The sequence below is a fragment of the Pseudomonas sp. FSO-7 genome, from assembly GCF_059579345.1.
On sequence record NZ_CM184193.1, the window covers coordinates 3,881,257 to 3,905,387 of the forward strand.

Annotated in this window: 9 protein-coding genes; 2 read left to right on the forward strand and 7 right to left on the reverse strand. The window is 61.6% G+C overall.

The window, feature by feature from the left end; translation table 11 throughout:
• Window position 1: 1 nt before the first annotated feature.
• The 7 genes from AC515T_RS16775 to AC515T_RS16805 form a co-directional block, all read right to left on the reverse strand.
• A complete protein-coding gene (locus AC515T_RS16775) occupies window positions 2-9,466 on the reverse strand; it encodes an amino acid adenylation domain-containing protein (protein ID WP_496529237.1) in 9,465 nt (3,154 codons plus the stop codon).
• Window positions 9,467-9,510: 44 nt separating this feature from the next.
• On the reverse strand, window positions 9,511-14,328 hold the full coding sequence (locus AC515T_RS16780) for an amino acid adenylation domain-containing protein (protein ID WP_496529238.1): 4,818 nt from the start codon (window positions 14,326-14,328) through the stop codon (window positions 9,511-9,513).
• A gap of 70 nt (window positions 14,329-14,398) precedes the next feature.
• The gene (locus tag AC515T_RS16785; RefSeq protein ID WP_496529239.1) at window positions 14,399-15,373 is read right to left on the reverse strand and encodes a TauD/TfdA family dioxygenase; all 975 of its coding nucleotides are present in this window, start codon (window positions 15,371-15,373) and stop codon (window positions 14,399-14,401) included.
• 131 nt (window positions 15,374-15,504) lie between these two features.
• A complete protein-coding gene (locus AC515T_RS16790; RefSeq protein WP_496529240.1) occupies window positions 15,505-16,413 on the reverse strand; it encodes an ABC transporter substrate-binding protein in 909 nt (302 codons plus the stop codon).
• Window positions 16,414-16,496: 83 nt separating this feature from the next.
• Window positions 16,497-17,546: a FecCD family ABC transporter permease gene (locus tag AC515T_RS16795; RefSeq protein ID WP_496529241.1), complete on the reverse strand. Its 1,050-nt coding sequence runs from the start codon at window positions 17,544-17,546 to the stop codon at window positions 16,497-16,499.
• Window positions 17,543-18,526, reverse strand: a complete 984-nt coding sequence (locus AC515T_RS16800; RefSeq protein ID WP_496529242.1) for a FecCD family ABC transporter permease — start codon at window positions 18,524-18,526, stop codon at window positions 17,543-17,545. Before AC515T_RS16800 ends, AC515T_RS16795 begins: the two co-directional genes overlap by 4 nt.
• Window positions 18,523-19,326 (reverse strand): ABC transporter ATP-binding protein, encoded by an 804-nt coding sequence (locus AC515T_RS16805; RefSeq protein ID WP_496529243.1) that lies wholly within the window; start codon window positions 19,324-19,326, stop codon window positions 18,523-18,525. Before AC515T_RS16805 ends, AC515T_RS16800 begins: the two co-directional genes overlap by 4 nt.
• A gap of 333 nt (window positions 19,327-19,659) precedes the next feature.
• On the opposite strand from AC515T_RS16805, the gene AC515T_RS16810 reads away from it, so the two are divergent.
• Complete coding sequence (locus tag AC515T_RS16810; RefSeq protein ID WP_496529244.1) at window positions 19,660-21,831, forward strand: TonB-dependent siderophore receptor; 2,172 nt, start codon at window positions 19,660-19,662, stop codon at window positions 21,829-21,831.
• A 384-nt stretch (window positions 21,832-22,215) separates the two neighbouring features.
• The gene (locus AC515T_RS16815; protein WP_496529245.1) at window positions 22,216-24,078 is read left to right on the forward strand and encodes an ATP-binding protein; all 1,863 of its coding nucleotides are present in this window, start codon (window positions 22,216-22,218) and stop codon (window positions 24,076-24,078) included.
• The last annotated feature ends 53 nt before the right edge of the window (window positions 24,079-24,131 follow it).

The following is a 24,131-nucleotide window of genomic DNA, read 5'->3' on the forward strand; positions in this document are numbered from 1 at the left end:
CTTACTCTTCCATCTCTGATAACAGGCGCTGCATTTCGTCCAGGGCTTCGTCGGTCGAAGGCCCTTGGGGTTTCTCGATCTGCTCGGCAAGACCGGCGATCGTCGGGTTATGGAACAGGCTGCGCAGCTCGATCCTGACGCCGAAACGGCTCTCGACCTGGGTCATCAGGCGCATCGCCAACAACGAATGCCCGCCCAGCTCGAAGAAACTGTTGAACACCCCGACTTGCGGCACCTCAAGCAGGTTCTGCCAGATGTCGGCCAGTTGCTGCTCCAGTTCGTTGCGCGGTGTCACACCCTGTACAGCGATGGGCTGCGGCGCCGGCAAGGCCTTGCGGTCGATCTTGCCGTTGGCATTGAGGGCAAAACGCGGCTGCTCGATAAAACCGGCCGGGACCATGTAGCCCGGCAACAGACCTTCGAGATGCCGCCGCAGGGCCACTTGATCAACGGGACTCGGCGCCTGCAGCCAAGCGAACAGGCTTTGACTGCGCGGATCGATCATCACCACGGCCTCCTCCACGCCTGGGTAACGACGTATCAGCGATTCGATCTCACCGGGCTCGATGCGGAACCCGCGCACCTTGACCTGGAAGTCGCTGCGACCGACATACGCCAACCGACCGTCACCGCGTCGGCGCACGAGGTCGCCGGTGCGGTACATGCGGCTGCCAGATTCGCCGGCATAGGGGTCAGGCAGATAGACCGCAGCCGTCGCGGCGGCGGCATGCTGATAACCACGGGTAACCCCGGCGCCCGCGATGTACAGCTCCCCGGTCGTGCCCAGCGGCACCGGACGCAGCATCTCATCGAGCACATAGCAGCGGGTATTGAGCAGCGGCGAGCCAATATCAGCCACGCCGGACGGTACGCCCTGCAACGCCTGCGTGGTGGACCAGACGGTGGTTTCGGTCGGGCCATAGGCGTTGATCAGTACCACGCCGCGGCTACGCAGCTCGGACACCAGTTCGCCCGGAACCGCTTCACCACCGATCAGCCCGCGCACGGGCGGCCAGTCGGCCTGCCCGGTTTCCAACAGGATCTGCCAGCCGGCGGGTGTCGCCTGGAACACCGTGGCGCGGCGCAGCAAGGCAAACAGTTGATGACCATCGACGACCTGCTCGCGACGGGCCAGCAATAGGGACGCACCATTGACCAGCGGCAAAAACAGTTCCGGCTTGCACATATCGAACGCGTAAGTGGTACTGGCCAGCCAGACATCCGCAGCGCTGAGTGGCAACTGCCGATCGAGCCCGGCCAGCAGGTTGCTCAGGTTCTCGCGGGTGACCTGCACGCCTTTTGGCGTACCGGTCGAGCCCGAGGTGTAGATCACATAAGCGCGTTGCTGTGGGTTGACCGCCAGTTCCAGGTTGTCGGCGCTGCACGCCTCCAGCGACAACTGATCGAGCCAGACGTTGTCGACACCGCTCAAGGCATCGCCACACTGGCTTTCGCTGAGCACCAGGGCCGGACGCGCGTGCTCGATGATAAAGCGCAGGCGATCTGCCGGGTGTTGCGGATCCAGCGGCAAGTACGCCGCGCCAGCTTTGTGAATGGCCAGCAGGGTTGGCAGCAACCACGGGCCTCGGCTCAAGCAAACGGCAATCAGTTCATCGGTGCCGACACCCTGCGCACGCAGCCAATGGGCCAGACGATTGCTGAGGGCGTTGAGCTGGGCATAACTCACTTGCTGATCCTGGCAATCGACCGCCAACGCCTGGGGTGTCAACGCCGCTTGACGCTCGAAGCGGGCAATCAGGTCCGCCTCGCCGTGCAAGGTCTCGGCCGCCTGGTGCCATGGTCGCTGTGCCAAGGCATGATCGGCATTGGCCAGGTCGATGTCCCACAGGCGCGCCTGTGAGTTTTTCAGCATGCCGTCGAGCAGATGCAGATATTCGTCGGCATAACGTTGCGCCGTCCGGGCCAGGAACAGGTCGGTGTTGTACTCCAGCACACATTGCCAATCGTCACCGTGCTGCTCGATGTGCAAGCCGATATCCACCAGGGCGCTGTCACTTTCCACATCCAGCCGCTGCGTCGGCAAGCCGGCGAAACTGTGCTCACCCTTGGCCGCGACATCGCGCTGGATCAGGTTGAACAACGCCTGGAACAGCGGTGTGTGGCTGAGGTCGCGGCGCACATGCAACGCCTCCACCAGCCGTTCGAAAGGGACGTCCCCATGCTGCTGTGCCGCCAGGTGAGTGGCTTGCAGTTGCTGCCAGAACTGTTCGACCGGTTGCTGGGCATCAATGTGGCTGCGCAGCACTTGGGTGGTCGCGAAGTAGCCGATCAGGTTATCCGTATGGGCCTGGTGACGATGGGCGACCGGCAGGCCCATCCAGATTTCACGCTGGCCCGAGTGTCTGGCCAGGAGCGTTTTCCAGGCTGCCAGCAACGGCGCGAACGCAGTCAGCCCATGGCGTTGCGCGGTCTCGCGCAGCGCCTTGACCAGCGTTGCCGGCAGGCTGAAGCGCAGGCGCTGGCCGTTGTAACCCTGCTGCGCGGGGCGCGGCATGTCGGTCGGCAGGTTCAGCACCGGCGGCTCCCCTGCCAGGGTTCGACGCCAGTACTCAAGCTGCGATTCGATACGCGCGTGCCCCGAGGGACTCTGCCAACTGGCCGCGATGTCGGAAAACTGCAGCGGTAGTGGCGGCAGGCAAGCGTCGCCCCCCTCCAGCAAGGCCCGGTAGATCAGTTGCAGTTCATTGAAGAAGATTTCCAGCGAACGGGCGTCGGCGATGATGTGGTGCAAGGTGACCTGCAGCACACTCAGGCTTTGGCCCTGGTACACACGCACCCGCCACAGCGGGGGCGCCGAAAGATCGAAGGGACGCTGTGCCTCTTGACTCAGTTTCTGCGCAAAAACCGGCGAGTGCGCATCTATCGCCAGTGGCTCGAAGCTCAACGGTACCGACGTGAGCGCCTCGACCTGCTGACGTGCGCCTTCGGGCGTGTCGCTGAACACCGTGCGCAGACTGTGCTGGCGGTCGATCAGTTGCGTCAGCGCCCGCTCCAGCAACGCCGGTTGCAGCGCGCCCTCCAGACGCAAGGCGAGGGACAAATGGTAGGCCTGGGTATCGCCCTGCAAACGGTCGAGGAACCACAGCCGCTGCTGGGTGAAATGCAGCGGTGCCAGCGGCTCTTCAAAATGACGCAGGACCTCCTCGGCCTCAATGTTCGTCGCCGCCAGCTGCGCCGCCAGATCGCGCAGGACCGGCCGCTCGAACACCGTGCGCAAGGGCAGGCGCCGGCCATGCTGCTCGGCCATTCGCGCCACCAGGCGCGCCGCCAGCAGCGAATGGCCGCCCAAGGCGAAGAAGTTATCGTCGGCACCGATATCGGTGCATCCCAACAGCTCCTCCCAGAGCTTGGCCAACGCCTGCTCCCATTCGCCCGAAAGCACGCCACTCCGACCGTCGCGCCGTACCGGTGCCGGCAATGCCTTGCGATCAACCTTGCCGCTTGGGCTCAAAGGCAGGGTGTCCAGGCGAACGAACTGGCTCGGCAACATGTAGTCCGGCAATTGCGCGCCGAGGGTCTCACGCAGCATCGCTTCATCCTGGGCGTCGCCGGCGTAGTAACCCACCAGACTCGCGGTTTCACCGCCACCCAGCAACACGACAGCCGCTTCGCGAACCCCTGGAATACGCGCCAGCAGCGCTTCGATTTCACCCAACTCGATACGGAAGCCACGCAGTTTGACCTGGAAATCCAGACGCCCCAGGTAATCCAGGCCGCCACTGCTGTTGCGTCGAACCCGGTCACCGGTGCGGTACATGCGAGCGCCAGGCACGAAAGGATCCGGCAGGAACGCCGCCGCGGTCAATCGCGCCGCCGCGAAGTAACCCCGACCGAGGTTGGCCCCGGCCAGGTACAGTTCACCGGGCACACCGGCGGCCACTGGCTGCAGATCGGCATCGAGGACATACGCGGCGGTATTGGCCACCGGTTGTCCGATGGGTACCTCGACACCACCCTCGTCGCCGTTGCGTACTTCAAACGTGCTGTAGACTGTCGCTTCTGTCGGCCCGTAACCGTTGATCACCCTGGCGCCCCTGCCCTCGATGGCCTCGGCCAGTGCACAGGGCAAGGCTTCTCCACCGGAAACGGCACGCACCCCTTGCCAACTGCGCGAGGTATGCGCCACCAGCATTCGCCAGGTCGCCGGAGTGGCCTGCATGACCGTCGGTTGCCCTGTCATCAATAGCTGATCGATTGCTTGGGGATCACGCGCCTGCTCGCGATCGGCCAGCAGGATGCTGGCGCCATGCGCCAGCGGCAGCAGCAATTCGACAATGGCGATGTCGAATGTCGCGGTGGTCAATGCCAGCACCCGATCCCGGGCCGTCATCGGCAAGACCTGGTCCACGGCCAGCATCAGGTTCATCAGGTTGCCACGGCTGATGGCCACGCCTTTGGGTTGGCCGGTGGAACCGGAGGTGTACAACACGTAAGCAAGCTGCTCCGCCGCCGATACCGGTGCCTGGTAGCGGTCGGCTGCGCTCATGGCATCGATGTCGAGCAACGGCACGCCGCTGTTCCACTGCGCCAACACCGCCAGGCTCGCGGCAGCGCCCAGGCATAGTTTGGGTTGCGCCGCCTCAAGAATGTAACGGCCACGCTCCGGTGGCGTGTCCTCGGCCAACGGCACATAGGCAGCGCCGGCCTTGAGGATCGCCAGCATGGCCATGGGCAGACGGGCATCACGGGGCAGGCTCAGGGCCACTCGATCTTCGATGCCAACGCCATGGGCCTGCAAGGCCGCCGCCAGTCGCTCGGCGGCCTGATCCAGTTCGGCATAGCTCAGGCGTTCATTGCCGGCCTGCACGGCCATCGCGTCGGGTTGACGGGCCACTTGAAGAGCGAAGGCCTGGAGAATGTCCTGATGACCGGCCACGCCCTGTCCCTCGATCCGGGCAAGGCAACGTTCGGCAGGTTGCCAGGCCAGTTCACCCAAGGCTTGCCCTGGCTGCTCGAGCAACGCTTCGAGCAACGCCAGGTACTGCTCGACCATCGCTTGCACCGTCTGTTCGCGGAACAGGTCGCTGCTGTATTGAAGGCTCAGGCTGATGCCATGTTCGCTGTCACGCACATCCAGGTGCAGGTCACACAGGGCACTGTCCGGACGGTTGTCCAACGGCTCGGCGATCACATCGGTCAGTTCAAAACGCTCCAGCGCGTTACCCGGAAAGTAGTTGAACATCGCCTGGAACAAGGGGTTGTAACTCACCTGCCGAGCCACGCCGAGCTGCTCGATCAAGTAATCGAACGGCAAGTCCTGATGGGACTGAACCGACACGGACAACGCTTGCAGCTCGCTCATCAGTTGTAGCAGGCTGCGTTCGCCCGAGAGCTTTTTACGGTACACCAGCGTGTTGACGAAGCAACCGACCAGGGGCTGCAAGACCCCATGGTGCCGGTTGGCGACGGGAACGCCGACCAGAATGTCGTCGGCGCCACTGCGGCTGCGCAACAACAGCTGAAACGCGGTCAGCATCGGGATGAAATTGCTCCAGCCGTGACGGGCACTGAACGCGCGCAAACGTGCCGCCAGGGCCTCGGGCAAGCGCCGTTCAACACGCCCGCCCGCCTGGCTGGCCTGGGCAGGACGGGGAAAATCAGCCGCCAGCTCCAGCACCGGCAGCTCGCCCGCCAACTGCTCGCGCCAGTAGGCCAGTTCCTGCTCGCACGCCTTGCTGTCCATCCATTGGCGTTGCCAGAGTGCGTAGTCGGCGTACTGCATCGACGGTACTGACTGTTCGGTCGTCAGACCCAGCCGCCGGTTGCGGTACTGCTTGCACACGCCGTCGATGATCAATTGCAGGGACCAGCCATCGGCAACGATGTGATGGCAGTTCAACGACAGGACATACGCATCCGACGCCAGGCGATAGAGTCTGGCCCGCAGCAACGGCGCGGCGTCCAGGAGGAACGGGGTCATTGCATCCTGACGCAGCAGGTCGTGCAGCGTCTCTTCGCTCTGCACCTCGATCAATGGCATCTCAAGCTCGGTGCGGGCCAGGATCACCTGGCTCGGCCCTTGAGCCTCGGTTGTAAACCCGGTGCGCAGCACTTCGTGCTGATCGACCACGGCCTGCAGGGCAGCCTGCAGGTCGGCGATGTGCAACTCGCCGGTCAAGCGCACGGCACCGGCCAGGTTGTAGGCGGGACTTTGCGGATCCAGTTGTTGCAGAAACCACAGGCGCTGCTGGGCAAACGAAAGTGGCAGTTTTTCCGGGCGCGGCAACAGCATTGGCGATGACTTCACCGTGCTGGTCTGGTTTTCCAGCCAATCGGCCATGGCGGCGATGGTCGGGCGCTCGAACACCACGCGCAAAGGCAAATCCTTGCCACTGAGCTTGCCAATCAGACCAATCAGTTGTGTGGCCAGCAGCGAGTGACCGCCAAGTTCGAAGAAATTGTCCTCGACACCGACCTGACCCAAGCCCAGCACGCTCTGCCAAGCCTCGACCATCTGACCTTGCAGCTCGCTGCTGGGGGCGACATAGCGGGCCTGGCTTTGCGCGGCGAAATCCGGCGCAGGCAAGGATTTCCGGTCGATCTTACCGTTGCCATTGAGGGGAAAGCGCTCCAGGAACACAAAGGCGCCCGGCGTCATGTACGGCGGCAGGTTACCCAGGACATGCTCGCGCAACGCCTCGATACTGGCCTGGGCATCAGCCACCACATAGGCCACCAGGACCTTGGCGCGTTGCTGGTCATCACGGGCAACGACCACCGCCTCCCGAACGCCGGGGTAACGGGTCAGGCAGGCTTCGATCTCGTCCAGTTCAATGCGATGCCCGCGGATCTTGACTTGATGGTCGGTACGGCCGACGTATTCAAGATCCCCATTGGGCAGGAAGCGCGCCAGGTCACCGGTGCGATAAAGACGGGAACCATCGTTGGCAATCGGATCCGGCAGGAACACCGCCGCCGTGCGCGCCGGGTCGGCCATGTAGCCGCGCCCGACGCCAACCCCGGCGACGAAGATCTCCCCCACCGCACCGGCCGGCACGGGTTGCAGATCAGCATTGAGCAGGTACAAGCGGTTGTTCAATGTGGCGCGACCGATCGGCACATTGATGCGTTGCTCCGGCAAACGTTCGAGCAATGGATGGAAAGCGACGTCATCGGAGCATTCGGCCGGCCCATAGGCGTTCATCAATGGAATGGCGGGATAGCGTTCGAACCAGCGACGCGCCAATGCCGGCGGCAGCGCCTCGCCGGTGGCCAGCACCCAGCGCAGGCACGTACGCTCGAGTCCCGCATCGAGCAGGCTTTGCATCAGCGATGGCACGGCTTCGAGGATGGTGATGCCGTGCCGTTCAATGGCCGAAGCCAGCGCGTCCGGATCTTGCACGACGCAATCGCCGAGGATCACGGTGCGCGCCCCCAGCACCAGGCCGGCGAGGGTTTGCCAGACGGAAATGTCGAAGCACTGCGGCGCGGTCTGGGCAATCACATCGCTCGCATCGAGCCCCAGCCCCGGCAGTTTGCCGAGGATGTTGTTGAGCATGCCGGCGTGCGCCACCATGGCTCCTTTGGGCGTGCCGGTGGAACCGGACGTGAAAATGCAGTAGGCCAACGAACGGTCGTGAACGGGGATGTTCAGGTCGTCATCGCTGTAGCTGCCCAGTGCCGAGGGATCATAGAGCACGGCATTGGGACGCTGTTCGAGAACCCCTAGAGCCTCCCTGGCCAGTTCGCTCTGCCCCGCACTGTGAACCAGCAACGGCGTGCGGCTCTGGCGCAGGACCTGGGCCAACCGTTGAGGCGGGTTACGTGGATCGAGCGGCAACCAACCGGCACCGGCCTTGAGCGTGGCGACAATCATCACCACCAGGTCCAGGCCTCGCTCGTCGAACACCGCGATCAGGTCGTCGGCTTTGACACCCTGTGCACGCAAGTGCCGGGCCAGACGGTTGGCGGCGCGGTTCAACTGGTCGAACGTCAGGCTTTGCTCGCCGTGAACCATGGCAATGCGCTCGGGCGTCTGGCGAACCTGTTGCTCAAACCGCTCGATGTACAGCGGTTGCAACAGGTGTTCGTCGGCCGCCAGACCACCCCCGGCCCACACTTGGTGCTGGAGGGCAATTTCACGCTCATCGAGCATCGCCAAGTGGTGCAAGGGTGTCTCGGCGTTCGAGCGCAGGGCATCACCGATGTTCAGCAGCAACGTGCGGAAGTGGCGCAGCATCTGCTCGACTTCTTCGCGCAGGAACCAGTCGGTCTGATAGGTCAGTTGCAAATGCAGGCGCTCACCCGGAACGATCACCACCGTGATGGGATAGTTGGTGTGGGTGCGGTTGGCCATGTCGCTGATCAGGTAGTCCAGTTGCCCCTGACGCAAGTCAGCGGCAATGGGCGCGTTCTCGAACACGAACAGGCTCTGGAACAGGTCCTGGCGCTGTACTTCGCTCCAGCGCTGGATCTCGGCCAGGGACACACTCTCGTGTTCGCGCAGGCTCAGGTTCTCGGTCTGCAAGGCTTTCAGCCATGGGCCCAGCGCATCATCCGGACGCCAGCTCCAGCGCAACGGCAGGCTGTTGATGAACAGCCCGACGATACTTTCCATGCCTTGCAGGTGAACCGGGCGACCGGCGACCGTGATACCGAATACCAGATCGCGATCACCGCTGTAGCGCGCCAACAGCAAAGCCCAAGCCCCCTGCACCAGGGTGTTCAGGGTGATACCGTGCTGGGCCGCCGCGTTTTGCAGGGCCTGGGTCTGCTCAAGCTCCAGCTGTACGACACAGTCTTCAACGGGCTCGACGGCGTCTTGAATGCGCCCGACATGACCGAAGCCAAATTCATTGGGTGTGTCGAAACCCGCCAGGCGTTGTTGCCAGAACGCCTGATGATCTTCCGGCTTCTGGGTTTCCAGCCAGCGAATGAAATCACGGTATGGACGCGGCGCCGGCAAATTCAGGCGGCGACCTTCCTGGGCGGCGCGGTAGCCGTTGAGGAAGTCCATCATGATGATCGAGAAGCACCAGGCGTCCATCAGGATGTGGTGATAGCTGCGCACGAACTGGTAGGTGTCGGGCGCCAGCTTGTACAGCCTGACGCGCATCAGGGGCGCCTTGGTGAAGTCCAGCCCCTGGGCTCGCTCTTCGCTGAGCAATTGCTCCAGGCGATCCTGCTGCTCGCCTTCGCTCAAATGCGACCAGTCCTCGTAGGTGATCGGTAATTCCACCTGCTTGTGCACCACCTGCATCGGACGTTTTTGCTGCTTCCAGACAAAGGAAGTGCGCAACAACTCATGGCGCTCCACCACCTGCGCCCAGGCCTGGCGGAACGCCGCCAGATCCAGGTTCGGCATGACCATGACATGACGGTATTGCAGCAGGTACATACCCTTGCCGGGGTGCAACAGACTGTGGAACAACAGTCCCTGCTGCATGGGAGCCAGCGGATAAATCGCTTCGATGTTGCGCGAAAGTGCTTTGACCTTGTCGTTCATGCTGACGGTATCCGAACCTGTAATGTATGGGGACGCAGGGGTAATTACTGCTCGAGTTGTTCGAGCAGCCCCAGGAATTCATCGTCGGACAAGCCGGAGTCAGCGAAGTCCGAAGCCGTGGCGCGCCCCACCGTGGGCGCCAGGCAGTGCTCCAGCAAGGCCCCGATGCGCTGCTGGAACTGCTGCGCCAACTCGCGGACCAACGCTGGCGCGTGGACCTGGGGGTCATAACGCCACTCGATATGCAACCGACCCTCGTTCACCAACGCGGTGACATCCAGCAAATGCGTGCGGCGGGTGCTGTCGGCGCGCATGCCGGGACAGATCGGCCGGGCCAATCGCCAAAGACTGGACGTTTCAATCCATTGATCGACCCGTCCCAGGTAGTTGAAGGTCAACAGCGAGGCCGCTCCCAGGCCGTGGGTCGGATCGAGCCGCAGCAGTCCGTAGCCCATGCCTTGTTCAGGTACGCGACGCAGGGCTTCCTTGGCCGCGATGATCGAGCGCTCAGGATCCCATGAGGTGTCGACGGCCAGCGGATAACGGCTGGTGTGCCAACCGATCGAACGAGACAGATCGGGGCCCTGCTCCCAACCGCTGCGACCGTGGCTTTCCAGTTCCAGCGTGACTCGCTCCCGTCCCTGCCACTGCCCAATGGCACCGGCCAGCGCCGCCACCAACAGATCCTGGACCTGGGTGCCGTAAGCCCCATGACAATCGCCCAACAACAACTGCGTCTGCTCGACCGACAGTTGCGCGTCCAGCGTCCGGCTCTCACCGTACACACTGACCTGTTCAGGCACGACGCCCTCAGCGGCCAGTTGCTCATGCCAGAAATCCACCTGAGCCAGCACATCAGGCTCGACGCGGTGACGCTGCAACGCTTCGCTCCACACGTGGAAACCTGCCGTGACGGCGGGTAGCGCCACGTCCGGTTGCAGGTACAGGCTTTCCAACTCGTGCAACAGAACCTGCCACGACACCGCATCGACCAACAGGTGATGGGCCGTGCAGAGCAACTCCCGGCTTTGGGCGAAGTACACCCAGCGGATCAAGGGCGCCTGCGCCAGGTTCCAGCCCTGCTGCGAACGTTGCAGCAAGGCATCGGTCAAGGGCTCTTCCTCCACCCGGAACAGCGTGTTGACCTGATCCTGGGAAAAGCCCTGGTAACGTTGTTGCCAGCCTTGTGGAGACGCTTCAAAGGTCAGGCGCAAGCTGGCATGGCGCTCAAGCAACGAACCCAGGGCCCGGGCAAACCGCTCCTGATCCAGGGGTTCGTCCAAGGCCAGCAACAGCGACTGGTTCCAGTGTTCGGCCAGGTTCTGCTGCTGGGCAAAGAACCAATCCTGGATCGGCGTCAAGGCGAATGCCGTAGTGGGTTCGGACACGTCGCTGGCGGGCTGCGCATTCATCGCGCCAAGGTCGACGACCTGCTCGGCCCAGCCACGCACGGTGGGATATTCGAAGATCTGCTTGGGCTTGAGTTGCAGGCCCTGTTGCTTGGCCCGGGCGATGATCTGCAAACTCAGGATCGAGTCGCCGCCGACCGAGAAAAAATTGTCGTCGATTCGCAGATCCGGGTTGCCGAGGATCTCCCGAGCGATTTCGAGCAGGCGTTGTTCAAGGGTGCGCTGTGGTGTCTGCGCCACCCGGGCCAAGGCACGCACGGTTTGCTCGGCAAACAATTGCTTGGGCGTCATCAGAATCTGTTGCTGACGCGCCAGGGCGATGATTTGCAGGCCGAGAATGGAGTCGCCACCCAGCGCGAAGAAGTTGTCATCAGGCCCCACCTCGGGGTTGCCGAGCATGGCCCGCCAGATGTCCAGCAACGCGGCTTCCACGACGTTCAACGGCTGCTCGCTCGACAGCCCTGCCCCAGGGGCTGGCGCCGTCGTTTGCTCGGCCAGGCGCAACAACGCCTGGCGATCGACCTTGCCGTTGGGCAGCAAGGCGAAACCGTCAAGGCAATGCCACTGGGCCGGGTGCATGTAGTCCGGCAATTGCCGTTGCAGAGTCGCCTGGATGTCGGCCAGCGCGGCCGACGGCGCGACCAGGAAGGCGACCAGTCGATTGCCCGACAACGGCGTGGGGCTGTTCAGCACCCTGACGTCGCTGACCTGGGGCATGGCGCGTAACTGTGCCGCGACTTCCGCCGGCTCCACCCGGTAGCCCCTGATCTTGACCTGCTCATCGAGGCGGCCGAGAAACTCCACCTGCCCCTGGTGATTGAGCCGCACGCGGTCGCCGGTGCGATAACCGTGCTCACCAAAGCGTGCGTGATCGGCATCCGGGGCACTGAGATAACCCTGGGCGACAGTCGCCCCTTGAACGTACAGTTCGCCGCTGACACCGATCGGCAACAGAGCGCCGTCAGGTGAACGCACGCTGACCTGGACATTGGCCAGTGGCCGGCCCAACGGTGCCGCGCCGCTGGCATCGACCTCATGGGTCAACACCCCGACGGTGGTTTCGCTGGGGCCATAGTGGTTGACGATGCGCAGATCGGCCTTCAATGCGCGCAAGCGCGTCACCAGATCGTGGCCCAGGGCTTCGCCACCGGTGACCAGGCATTGACGCGGCAACAGCCGCTGCGGGTCTTTGGCGACCAACAAAGCGTTGAGGTGCGACGGCACGATTTTCAACAGATCGACGGGCTGGCGTTCAAGCACCTCAGCGAGTTCCTCGGCGTCGAAGGCCAAGTCCTCGGCCAGCAGGCGCAGACAGCGGCCGCTCAGCAGTGCGCCGAACAGGGCGGTATGACCCAGGTCGGTCGCACAACTGGCCAGACTCGCCAGGCTCGCATCGGCCGGCAGATCCAGGCGCTCAAGGCATCCACTGACGTAATGAATCAGATTGCCCTGGCTGACCTTCACGCCCTTTGGCCGACCACTGGAACCCGAGGTGTACACCACGTAAGCCGCAAGATCGGCCGCCAGGGCCGCCCGCAAAGGTGATTCACTGGACAAGTGCGCAGGCGGCAACGCCAACCACCGAACCTGTTCAGGCAACCACTCGGGGCGCACGCCCTCACTGACCCAAACCTTGGGCATCGCATCCTGACAGATAGCCTGCAAACGCGACGCCGGCCACTGCGGATCGAGGGCCAGGTAGGTCGCGCCGCACTGCCACGTTGCAAGCATATGCATCACCAGTTCGCGACTGCGCGGCAGGCACAAGGCAATACGCTCACCGGCCAGGCTCGCGCCCTCCTGCAAGCGTTCGCCACGGGCGACCACAGCACGTCCCAGCTCGGCATAGCTGAGCGTACCCTGCTCATCCTGAAGAGCAATCGACTGGGGCTTGAGCTCACATTGCTCGGTGAAAGACTGCCAGGCGTTGCTGACAGCGACCGGCGCATCCTCCCCTTTCAGGCATGACTGCTGCTCGGGCAGCAACCAGTCGAGTTCGGCAAACGGCACGTGGGGTTGTTCGAGCACCGCCAGCGCCAAAGCGACGAACTGATCCCGATAACGCTCGATCGTTTCATGGCGGTACAACGCCTTGCTGTAACGCCAACGGCAGAGGAACCCCTCTTCTTCGTCGATGATCACCATGTTCAGTTCGTGGGCCGCGCCGCGCTGCTCCGACAGCAAACGGTCGACGTACTGTTCGAAAGGCGCGATGCGTTCCTTGTTCAGTGTGAACATATGCTGGAACAGCGGCGCCCTGCCCACCTGGCGCGGTAAATCCAACTGTTTGACCAGGCGCGAGAATGGATAGTGGCGGTGCTGCAAGGCCTGTTTGACGGTGGCATCCACCTGCCTTGCCCAGTCGCCGCTGGACAGATCCCGACGCAGACGACAGCGGATCGGCAGCGGATTGACCAGGTAACCCGGCAGGTTGACGTGCTCACGTCGCAGGCGCCAACCGCTGGGCGTTCCCAGGACGAAATCGTCCTGGCCTGACAGCACGCCGAGAAACTGCTGAAACAGTGAGAACCACAGCACATACGGCGTCACCCCCACCTCTCGGGCTACGGCGCGAAACCGTGCCGTGGTGGCCGGATCGAAGCGGACCGACAACTCCCCACCTTTGAATGCCTGGTTGCTGCCGTAGGGAAAATCCGTCGGCAACTCCAGCGTCGGGGCTTCGGCCAGTTGTGCCTGCCACCAGGCCAGCTCCACGGGCTCGGCCGCTTCGCTGCGCAGATGCAGGTCACTGCAGTAGTCGCGATAGGCCTCGGGGTTGACGGCGGGCAGCGGTTGATCGTTGATCAATGCGAACAGCTCATTGAGCACAATGTAGAAGGTGGCCAGATCCGCCGCGATGTGATGAATCACCAACAGCACGGTGTGCTCGACGTGGCCGTCGCGTGCGTTGTTCAAAAGGACGACCCGACTGACGTCCCCCTCTTCCAGTTTGAAGGGAAGATCGGCCGACTCAGTGATACGTTGCTGCAAGGTCTCTGGGTCCGCGTCTTGCAGGGCCACGTACTGCAACGGCTGGACCCGCTCGCGATGGCTCCACTGCAACAACTCGCCGTTGCGCTCGGCATAGGGCGTGCACAACATCGGATAGCGCTGCTGGACCGTTGCCCAGGCGTCTTGCAGACGTTGGGGCAAATCTTGGGTGACGAATTGCGGCTTGATCCGGCCAGCATAGGCAATGTTATAGGCGCAGCTGTCAGGCTCCAGACGCTGAAGAAACCACAGCGCCTGCTCGTTATCCGTCAGGGGCCGGGCCGCGAAATAATCGGGATGCTGTTGCAGCCACTGCAGCACTTCGGCGTCGCGTGCATGGAGCTCGGCCTTGAGCTCATCATCCAGCGCACCTGGCGATCCGTGCGAAACGATCAATTGACCTTGGGCTATCGATAGGCGAATTCCACGCAGCCAGCAGCGATGCATCAGGCGATCGAGCATTTGATGTCCTTGATTGTGCTTGTTCGAAATAGGCCGCCCATTACGACGGCTTTCTGAAAGTGGGAGGCGATCAGCCTGCCGAGGCTGGCTCTGCCATGGCGACCACGACTTTGCGCGATCCCTGGAAGGTCGAGCGACCGTGAGCCACCAGCATGTTGTCGAGCATCAACACATCGCCCGCCTGCCAGGGGAAGCTCACCTGGCAACGTTGCAGAACTTCGCGGATGTGCTCCAGCGCTTGCAATTCAATCGGCGAGCCGTCGCCATAAAACACATTGCGCGGCACGCCCTCCTCCCCGACGATGGAGATCAATGTTTCGCGCACCGGCGCTGCAAGGTTGGAGATATGGAACAGATGCGCCTGGTTGAACCACACCCACTCCCCGGTCACCGGATGTTGGGCAACAGCCTGGCAGACCTGGCGAGTGGAAAGCTCGCCGTCGTCCTTCCACTGGAACTCGATATTGCTGGCACGACAGAAATGCTCGACCTGCGAGCGGTCCTCGGTGCTGAAAGCCTGCTGCCAGGGCAAGTCCAGGCCGTTGCCGTAATTGCGCACGTACATCAGGCGCTTCTCGGCAAAGCGTTGACGGATAGCGGGGTCGAGTTGCTGGTAAACAAGGCGGCTGTCGGCAATGGGGGTTTCACCGCCGACCTGCGAGGCCTGCATACAGTGAAACCAGATCTTCATCGGCCAATTCAGCGAATAGGACTGTTCATTGTGCAGCGGGATAACCTGATGGGCCGGGTATTCGGTTGAGGTGTATACCCGGTTGTTGAGCTTGGTGCGCGGGGTGGAAGCGTAGTCGTAGGTCAGCAGTTCATGACCGAAGCTACGGGCAAACTCCTCGAAATCCGCCTCTCCCTTGAACGCAAAGCCGCGAAACAAAATGCCACCCACTCGCGGCAACTCGGTTTCTACGGCCTGCAGGATTTGCGCCCGACTGGCTTGCCAGGTATCACCGGCAAGCGGGGCCTGGAATATGAACGGCAGAGCCTGCTCGCTACTCGGCACAACATCCATGGATTGAACCTGTGCACGCATCAAACTGCTTTCCATTTAAGCCCCCGCCATTCCGATCAGCGCATTTTCGAGAGCATAAACTAATACAAACGACTAACACTCGCAATAGAGAATCATTGTCATTAATGTCGATTGTATCGCAGAGGATACATTTACTTGGCCTGTAGCACGCTCTCCCGCTCGGCGACATGCGACATCAGCAGATAGGCGGAACCCAACAGGCCCTGCATCGTATCGGCATAGCGGCTGCGATTGAGGTACAAGAACTGGCGATTCTTCACCGCAAACAGATTCTGCCACTGGGGGGACTGACGAAACGCCGCTGTGCTGGCTTCTGAGTCGAGCAGCTCTTCATACGTGTCGATAATGAAATCGCTGTCGAAGTCGCCGATTCGTTCCAGGCTGTAAGGCACGTTTTGCCGCGCCTCTCGGTACGCGGCGACACGCCCGAGGCCAAAATCGGTGATGACATCGTCCATGCCACCGCGGCCGATCAACTGGAAACCATCGCTGTAGACTTCCAACGTCGTGACGGTAATGCGTGAAGGATCTTTCACGCGTTTCTTGAACTCGCTGACGACCCATTGATACTCATTGAGCATTTCTTCATAGCGCTGCTGCTTGCCGACCAGGTCGGCGAGCTCCTTGGCGTAGGTCTTGATGTCGCTTTCCCGGGCGGGCAGCAGCACGACCGGTGCGATCTTGCTGAGTTTCTCCTTGATGTCGGCGTGATACGACAACCCAATGATCAAGTCAGGCTTCAAGGCCGCGATGGCTTCCAGATCGGGCGACTGATGCGAGCCTATATACTGGATGCCCGTCACATTGAAGTGCTCCTGCGTTCCGCGAAACAACACGTCCGAGAACAGCTTTTTGCGCCCCGTCGAACCACAGGGTTTGACCCCCAGTTCCAATAGCTGGGTCGTCAGGCTGAAGTCATGCAAAGACACAATGCAATGCGGGGCCACGGGCACTTCGACTCGGCCAAAGCTGTTCTCGAACACTCTGGTTTCAGCGGCGCCGGCCTGTGCCGCCAACAATGCCAACGGCACACACAGCATGCCAACCACACCTCGGAAAAAACCTTTCACCCATCCCCGCACGCGTTTACCTCCAGACAAATTCAATGAGCGTCACCGTGTTTTCAGCGACTGCGCTGACGCGCCAGCAAGACAATCAGATAAGGCGCGCCAATGATTGCGACAACCAGCCCCGCAGGCAACTGCAATGGCGGGAAAAGCCCCCTGCCCAGGGTGTCACCGGCCATGACCAACAATGCACCGACCAAGGCCGACAAGGGGATCAGTGCGCCATGACGGTCACCCGCGATTTGTCGTGCCAGGTGGGGCGCCACCAGCCCGACAAACGTCATGGTGCCCACGTTCGCCACGGCGGCCGCCGTTAGCATGACGCTGCACAGCAACAAGGAAATCATGACCCACGTGACATTCAGGCCTCGACTGAGTGCGACTTTTTCGCCCAACTGCAACAGATTCAACTGGCGATGACAGAACAGCAACGGTACCCCGGCCAGCATCAGCCAAATGCCCAGGCTATGGACCTGCGCCCAGCCGGCCCGGTGCAAACTGCCGCCCAGCCACATCAGGGCCGACTCCACTTGATCGATATTGCCGTAAGTGATGAGCAGGTCGGCCACCGCGCTGAGCATGGCGGTAAGACCCACGCCGACCAGGATCAAGCGCAACGGCGAGATCCCCTGGCGCCAGGACAGCAGCGCAACGAAGAAAGCCACTGCCAACCCGCCGGCCAGTGCCGCCAATGGATAAAACTCCAGGGGTAAAAGCCCCGGCCAGAGCACGATAATCAACAACATGGTGACACTGGCGCCTGACTCCACGCCCACCAGGCCCGGCGCCGCCAGGGGGTTACGCGTCAAAGACTGCATCAACAGACCGGCAAGGGACATGGCCGCACCGGCCAGGATTGCCAGCAAGACACGCGGCAATCGCAGTTCCCAGAGCAGGTTGCGCATTGTCGAATTGACTTGCTCAGGCGCCAGCAAGGCTTGCCAGACCTGGGCGACACTCAGCGAGTAGCTGCCGACGGTCAAGGCATACAGCGCCAGCGCAACAACGGCGACCATCAGTGACAGCACTGAAATCAAGTCGATCGGTCGAGCTACCCAGGGCAGCAACGGATAGGCTCGGGGCAAGGTCAATCCCGCTCGCATCATCGGACCTTCCTCAATACCAGCACGACAAAAATGGGGCCGCCGATCAGGGCTGTGACAATACCGGTGTTGAGTTCGAACGGGCGCACCACGGTTCTTGCCGCGATATCCGCCAGAATCAGCAGCAATGCCCCCAGCAACGGGGCGGCCAGCAACAGTCGGCGATAATCATCGCCGAACAACAGCCGTGCCGCATGAGGCACCACCAGGCCGACAAACCCAATGGGCCCCGCCAAGGCCACTGCCCCGCCGGACAACAGCACCACCGACGCCAAGCCGAGCACGCGCATTTTCAACAGATTGACGCCCATGCCGGCCGCGGCCTGCGGACCAAGACGATGAGCATTCAAGGCACGGACATTCACCAGGCACAGGCACATGCCGAGCAAGACATAGGGCCAGACCCAAGCCTGCATCGAGCCCCCCGTCACACCGATGGAGCCGGTAAGCCAGCGACGCAGACTGTCGAGCCCCTGCTGATCGAGCAGCAACAGGATCGAGGTGATCGCGCTGAACAGCGCCGCGATCATCGCCCCGGACAATGTCAGTCGAATCGGATTGTGCCCCCGGCCCGCCAACAATAGGACGCCGGCGGAGGCCACCAAGGCGCCCGCAAATGCAAACAATGGAATCATCGACATATCGTTGCCCGGCAGCACCAGCAAGCCGAACACCACGAATAACGCCGCGCCGCTGTTGATGCCGAGAATGCCCGGATCGGCCAATGGGTTGTCGCCCACCGCCTGCATGATTGCGCCGGCAAGCCCCAGGCTGGCCCCCACCAGCATCGCAACCAGCAGACGCGGCAAGCGGCTGCCACGGATGACACTCTGATCGGGGTTGCCCGGCGCATAGGCGACCAAGGCCTGCCAGGCTTCATGCCAAGGTATGTCCTTTGCGCCGACGGCCAGATGAAGCAGCGAGGTCAAGGCGATTGCCATCAACAAGCCGAGCCAGACCGGCAACCGTAAACCTTGACTCACATCGCCTCCCGCACAGCCAATGGCTGGCTTCGGTTCGTCTGCGGCACACATAACGGATCACCGGAATACGGGTCGGTGATGATGTGCGCATCCAGATCAAAAACCGCTTTGAGATTTTCCCGAGTGAATACCTCGGCAGGTGTTCCCTGGGCGAGCAAACGCCCTTCGCGCATCATCACCAGGTGATCGGCATAACGCGCGGCCTGGTTCAGGTCGTGAAGGACAGCCACGATGGTTTTGCCTTGCTCACGAAGATCCACCAGCAACTCAAGCAGCGTGATCTGGTGCGCAATGTCGAGAAAGGTCGTTGGCTCATCCAGCAGAATCACCGGCGTATCCTGGGCCAGGGTCATCGCAATCCAGCAGCGTTGCAGTTGTCCACCCGACAGGGTTGCCAGGGAACGATCAAGCAAAGGGCCGATGCCCGCCAGGTCAATGGCGCGGTCAATGGCCTGTTGATCCTGCTCGGACCATTGACGCCACCAGGTCTGCCAGGGGAAACGCCCCTGCATCACCAGTTCACGCACACTCATACCCGCTGGCGATGTGGTGCGCTGGGGCAATAACGCCAGGTGTTGTGCCAACGCTCGACGCGAATACTGCCCCAGCCGTTTCCCCGACAACTGCACGTCGCCGGTACTCGGGCGCAACATATGCGCAAGCACATTCAACAATGTGGTCTTGCCGCATCCATTGGCCCCGATCAACGCCGTGAAACACCCTTCAGGAATATCCAGGCTGACACCGTTGAGAATCTGCTGTTCGCCATAGCTCAGCCGCACGTCGGTGGCTTTCAGCATGACCGTCCCTCCACGCCCAAAAGGCCTGATCGAATTGTTCAACGAGCAATGCCCCCGCGGCGTTTTTTCGTCCGGTAACACCGTAGGGAATCAGCTGGGGGGCATAAGTGGGCGACAGGATATGTCGAAAATAAAATAATTGCCTACAAGCCTGACAATACTAATGCAAACCTTTATCATTTACAGCTAACATATGGCCAGTAGACACCAACCCTGATGGTCTACTGATCGAACAGAATCAGGGCATAAGGCCCCCAAAGCCAAAATGTAAACTCAAGGACTCTCTCGATGCTCGGAACAAAAACAACAGTTGGCACCGGAAAACGTTACGTCATGCGTCATCCAGCATTTCACCTGAGCACTCTTGCACTGGCTTTGGGGAGCATCTTTTCAGCCCAGGCGATCGCCGCGCAGGACGAAACGTCTGGCAAGGGCACTGCGGTTCAACTCGGCGAAATCAACATCAATGCCGCCGCCCCTGAGAACCCGACAGGCCCGGTCAACGGCAAAGTCGCCTTGCGCAACACCAGCGCCACCAAAACCAACGCGGCCATTACTGAAACGCCGCAATCGTTGTCCGTGGTGACCGCCGATGAAATGCGCGATCGCAAGTCCGACACCCTGGCCGACACACTGAGCTATACGCCGGGTTTCACCAGCCAGCCAAGCAGCTTCAACCGCACTTCCGATCGGTTCCGCATTCGTGGCTTCGACGTGGAGTCCGCCACCGGCGGCTCGCTACGCGACGGCCTGCGTCTGCAAAACAACTCCTACGATGGCGTTCAGGAACCCTTCGGCCTGGAGCGCGTGGAAGTGATCCGCGGTGCGGCGTCGGTACTGTACGGTCAACTGTCCCCAGGTGGATTCGTCAATGGTGTCAGCAAGCGTCCCACCGAAACGCCACTGCATGAGTTGGGTCTGCAATATGGCAATCATGATCGCAAGCAACTGACCGCCGACTTCAGCGGCCCGCTCGGCGACAGTGAAACCCTCAGCTATCGCCTGACCATGCTTCAGCGCGACAGTGATACCCAGCAGGACTACATCAACGACGACAAGACCTACATCGCCCCGGCCCTGACCTGGCGCCCGAACGATGACACCTCGCTGACACTGCTGTCCTTCTATCAAAAAAGTGACACACGCTTCTCCGCCCCCCTGCCCTACCAACTCGTCAAGGGTGTCGGCAACGGACCGTTCACCATCGGCCGCCACGATTTCATCGGCGAGCCTGACTACGACGATATGAACGGCGAAATGTCCGCCATTGGCTACGAGTTCGAACATCGTTTCGACGAGCACACCCGCATCAGCAACAAATTGCGTTACTACGAAGCCGATGTGAAATGGAATTACCTGCAGGCCCAGACAACCCCAGCAGCCATCAATGCCGCGGCCACCACGGGCATCCTGCGTCGTCAGTACAGCGATCGCCATGAGCGTTCCAGGGCCCTGGCCAGCGACACCAACATCGAGACGCGCTGGAACATCGGCGGCGTGGAGAACACTTTCCTGGTGGGTGCCGACACCTACGACGCCTCGTACGACTCGCATAACTTCCGGGCCAACGCGTCTTCCATCAATATCGGTGACTACAACTACGGGCAACCGGTAGTGGTGGACAAGAGACAAAGTCGTGATCGTGGCTCGCAGATTGATACCCTGCAGACAGGCATCTACCTGCAAGACCAGATCAAGTTCGACGATCATTGGTTGCTGCTGCTCGGCGGCCGACACGACTGGGCCGACCAGGATCAAAAAGCTTTTGCCACTGGCCAGAAGCTCGACCAGAGCAACGAAGCCACCACCTGGCGTGCCGGCCTTGTTTATCAGGCAGATAACGGCCTGGCCCCGTACATCAGCTACAGCGAATCGTTCTTCCCGGTTGCGGTGGCCGAGGCTCCTGGTCAGAAATTCGATCCCACCGAAGGCAAGCAGTACGAAATCGGCATCCGCTACCAGCCGCCTGGCAGCAACACGCTGTTGAGCGCAGCGGTTTATGAACTGACGCAAGAAAACGTAGTGAAGCGCGACCTGGCGGGCCTGAATCCCCAGCAGATTGGCGAACAGCGCTCCCGTGGCCTGGAACTGGAAGCCAAAACAGAGCTGACGCCTCAACTGAGTGTCATTGCGACCTACGCCTACACCGACGCGCGCATTACCAAAAGCGTGATCCAGAGCGAAGTGGGCCAGCGCAGCGAAGACACACCGTACCACCAGGCCGCCGTATGGGCTGACTACAACTTCGCCCTGCTCGGCTTGCCGCAGTTGAAGGTCGGTGGTGGTGCTCGCTATAAGGGAACGACCCAAGCCTCGGGTATCGACTCGCAGATGCCGGCCTATACCCTGTTCGATGCCATGGCCAGCTACCAGATCGACAAGAACTGGGATATTGCTCTCAACGCAAACAACGTGACGAACAAAAAGTACACCTACTGTGAGTTTGCCATCTGCCGCTACGGCGACGAGCGTGAGTTGGTCACCTCCGTGAATTTCAGGTGGTGAGACTGGCTCGGTCGGCGCTGACAGGGGTCGACCGAGCCATCTAACGCAGCTGAAATCCAAGTACTCAATAGAAGCCGGCTGACGCTGGCTTCTACCTCCCCCAAAGGCGATCAAGCGCCTGTTCGTATCGAAAACCGATCACGTCCCGAGGACGTAGCCATTTCAGCCGGCCAACCAGGTATTGCTATCCAGGGCCCCAGGATTGGCCTGGGGAATCCCGGTTATCGGATCGTTCACCGCGCACTGGCAGGTACGGTTTGTAGTCTATAGTTCCTAGCAGATCCGAAATATTTTCACTCGGGCAACTTGGAGCAACACGCTCTCGAGCCATGCCCCCCGTCGGATAACCACCCGCCTTCAATAGTGAAATGCAGGGAGCACACTATGCCGATCCAGCGGCCCAATACATTGAGGTTGGACCCTGGGAGTGCCCATTGCGCAGAGGCCGCTCCGACGACCGAGTCGAGCCAGTCCCGGCGTTTCTTCGACCAGGCCAAGGAAGCCTACATCCTGTTCCCGCTGCTGGCCGTTCTGCTGTTGCTGGCCATCTGGAGCGCTACCCTCTACCTGATCAAGGTCGAACATCTTCGCGCGCAGCAGAGTGCCGCGACGGCCAGCCTGGAAATGGGCGCCACCTACGAAGCGCAGATGTTGCGCGCCATCCATGAAATCGACCATACCCTCAAACTGGTCAAATACACCTACGAGACCGAGGGCGAGCCTAATCCCCTGCGCCAGCTCAAGGAGCGGGCCTTGTTGCCGCCGGCCTTGGTGTTTGACGTCAGTGTGGTCAATCCGGACGGCAGGCTCGTGGCGAGTACGCGGGTCAACGACCGGGAAAACATCGCTGACCCCGATGAGCAGCAAACGCTGCGACACGGCGATTCACTGTCCATCAGCCCCCCTTGGAGGAACCCGGTCACCGGAGAATGGCGCTTGCGCTTCAGCCGGCGACTTGATGCCGCGGATGGCACACTTTCCGGGATCGCCAGGGTCGAGGTCGATGCCGCCTATTTCGTCAGCAGCTACGACGCCTCGAAACTCGGCGAACAGGGAGCGCTCGGACTGCTGGGCACTGACGGTATTTTCCGCGTACGGCGCACCGGGGAGACGGTACTGGCCGGCGATACGGTCGATTACACGGCGGTGGTGCCAGACGCCGAAAGCACCGAGGCCGTGCTCTCGGTCAATGGCTGGGACGGGGTGCGGCGCTACACCAGTGCCCGCCAGCTCTACGACTTTCCATTGGCGGTGATCGTTGGGTTGTCCGAGGAAGAACAACTGGCCGCAGTGAACCAGCAAGGGCGCACCTATCTATGGCGCGCCGCGGGTGGCAGCCTGGTGCTGGTGTTGCTGGTGGGCGTGCTCGCCCGGATGAGCTGGCAACTGGCGCAGAGCCGCTTGCGCGCCGCCGAAGCCCAAGCGCAACTGGCCGCCGCCGCTCGCCAGGCCGGCATGGCCGAAATCGCCACCAACGTCCTGCACAACGTGGGCAACGTGCTTAACAGTGTGAATATCTCCGCCGACCTGGTCACCCGCAAACTGCGCACCAGCAAGGCCTTGGGGCTTGGCAAGGCGGTGCAAATGATGAACGAGCACGCCGATGACCTCGGCGACTTCATCTCCCACGACGAGAGAGGCAAACTGCTGCCCGGCTACCTGAACCAATTGGTGGACGCGCTTGCGGTCGAGCAACAGAGCATGACCGAAGAACTCGGCCAGCTGAGCAAAAGCGTTGATCACATCAAGGAAATTGTCGCCGCCCAGCAATCTTACGCAGGCACATCCAGCCTTGCCGAAACCGTGCAGGTCAAGGAACTGATCGAGGATGCCGTGCGCATGAACGCCGGCATCATCGCGGCGCATCGAATCACGGTGGTGCGAAACCTGGCCGAAACACCCTTGCTGCAACTGGACAAGCACCGGGTGCTGCTGATCCTGATCAACCTGATAAAAAATGCCAGCAGGGCCATGGGTGACCGGCCGGAGCCTGCCCCTCAAATCATCCTTCAGAGCGAGATCCCTCAAGGCGACACCCTGGTGATCAAGGTCATCGACAACGGCGAAGGCATCGCACCCGAGAACCTGACGCGGATCTTTGCCCATGGCTTCACCACACGCAAGGACGGTCATGGTTTTGGCCTGCACAGCTGCGTCCTGGCGGCCATGGAGATGGGCGGCTCGCTGGAGGCCCATAGCGATGGGCCGGGAACAGGGGCGACCTTTACGCTCAAATTGGCGATCTAGCGCTTCGCTGCGTGGTAGCGCGCAGTTTCAACCAACGTTACAAGGAACAGACG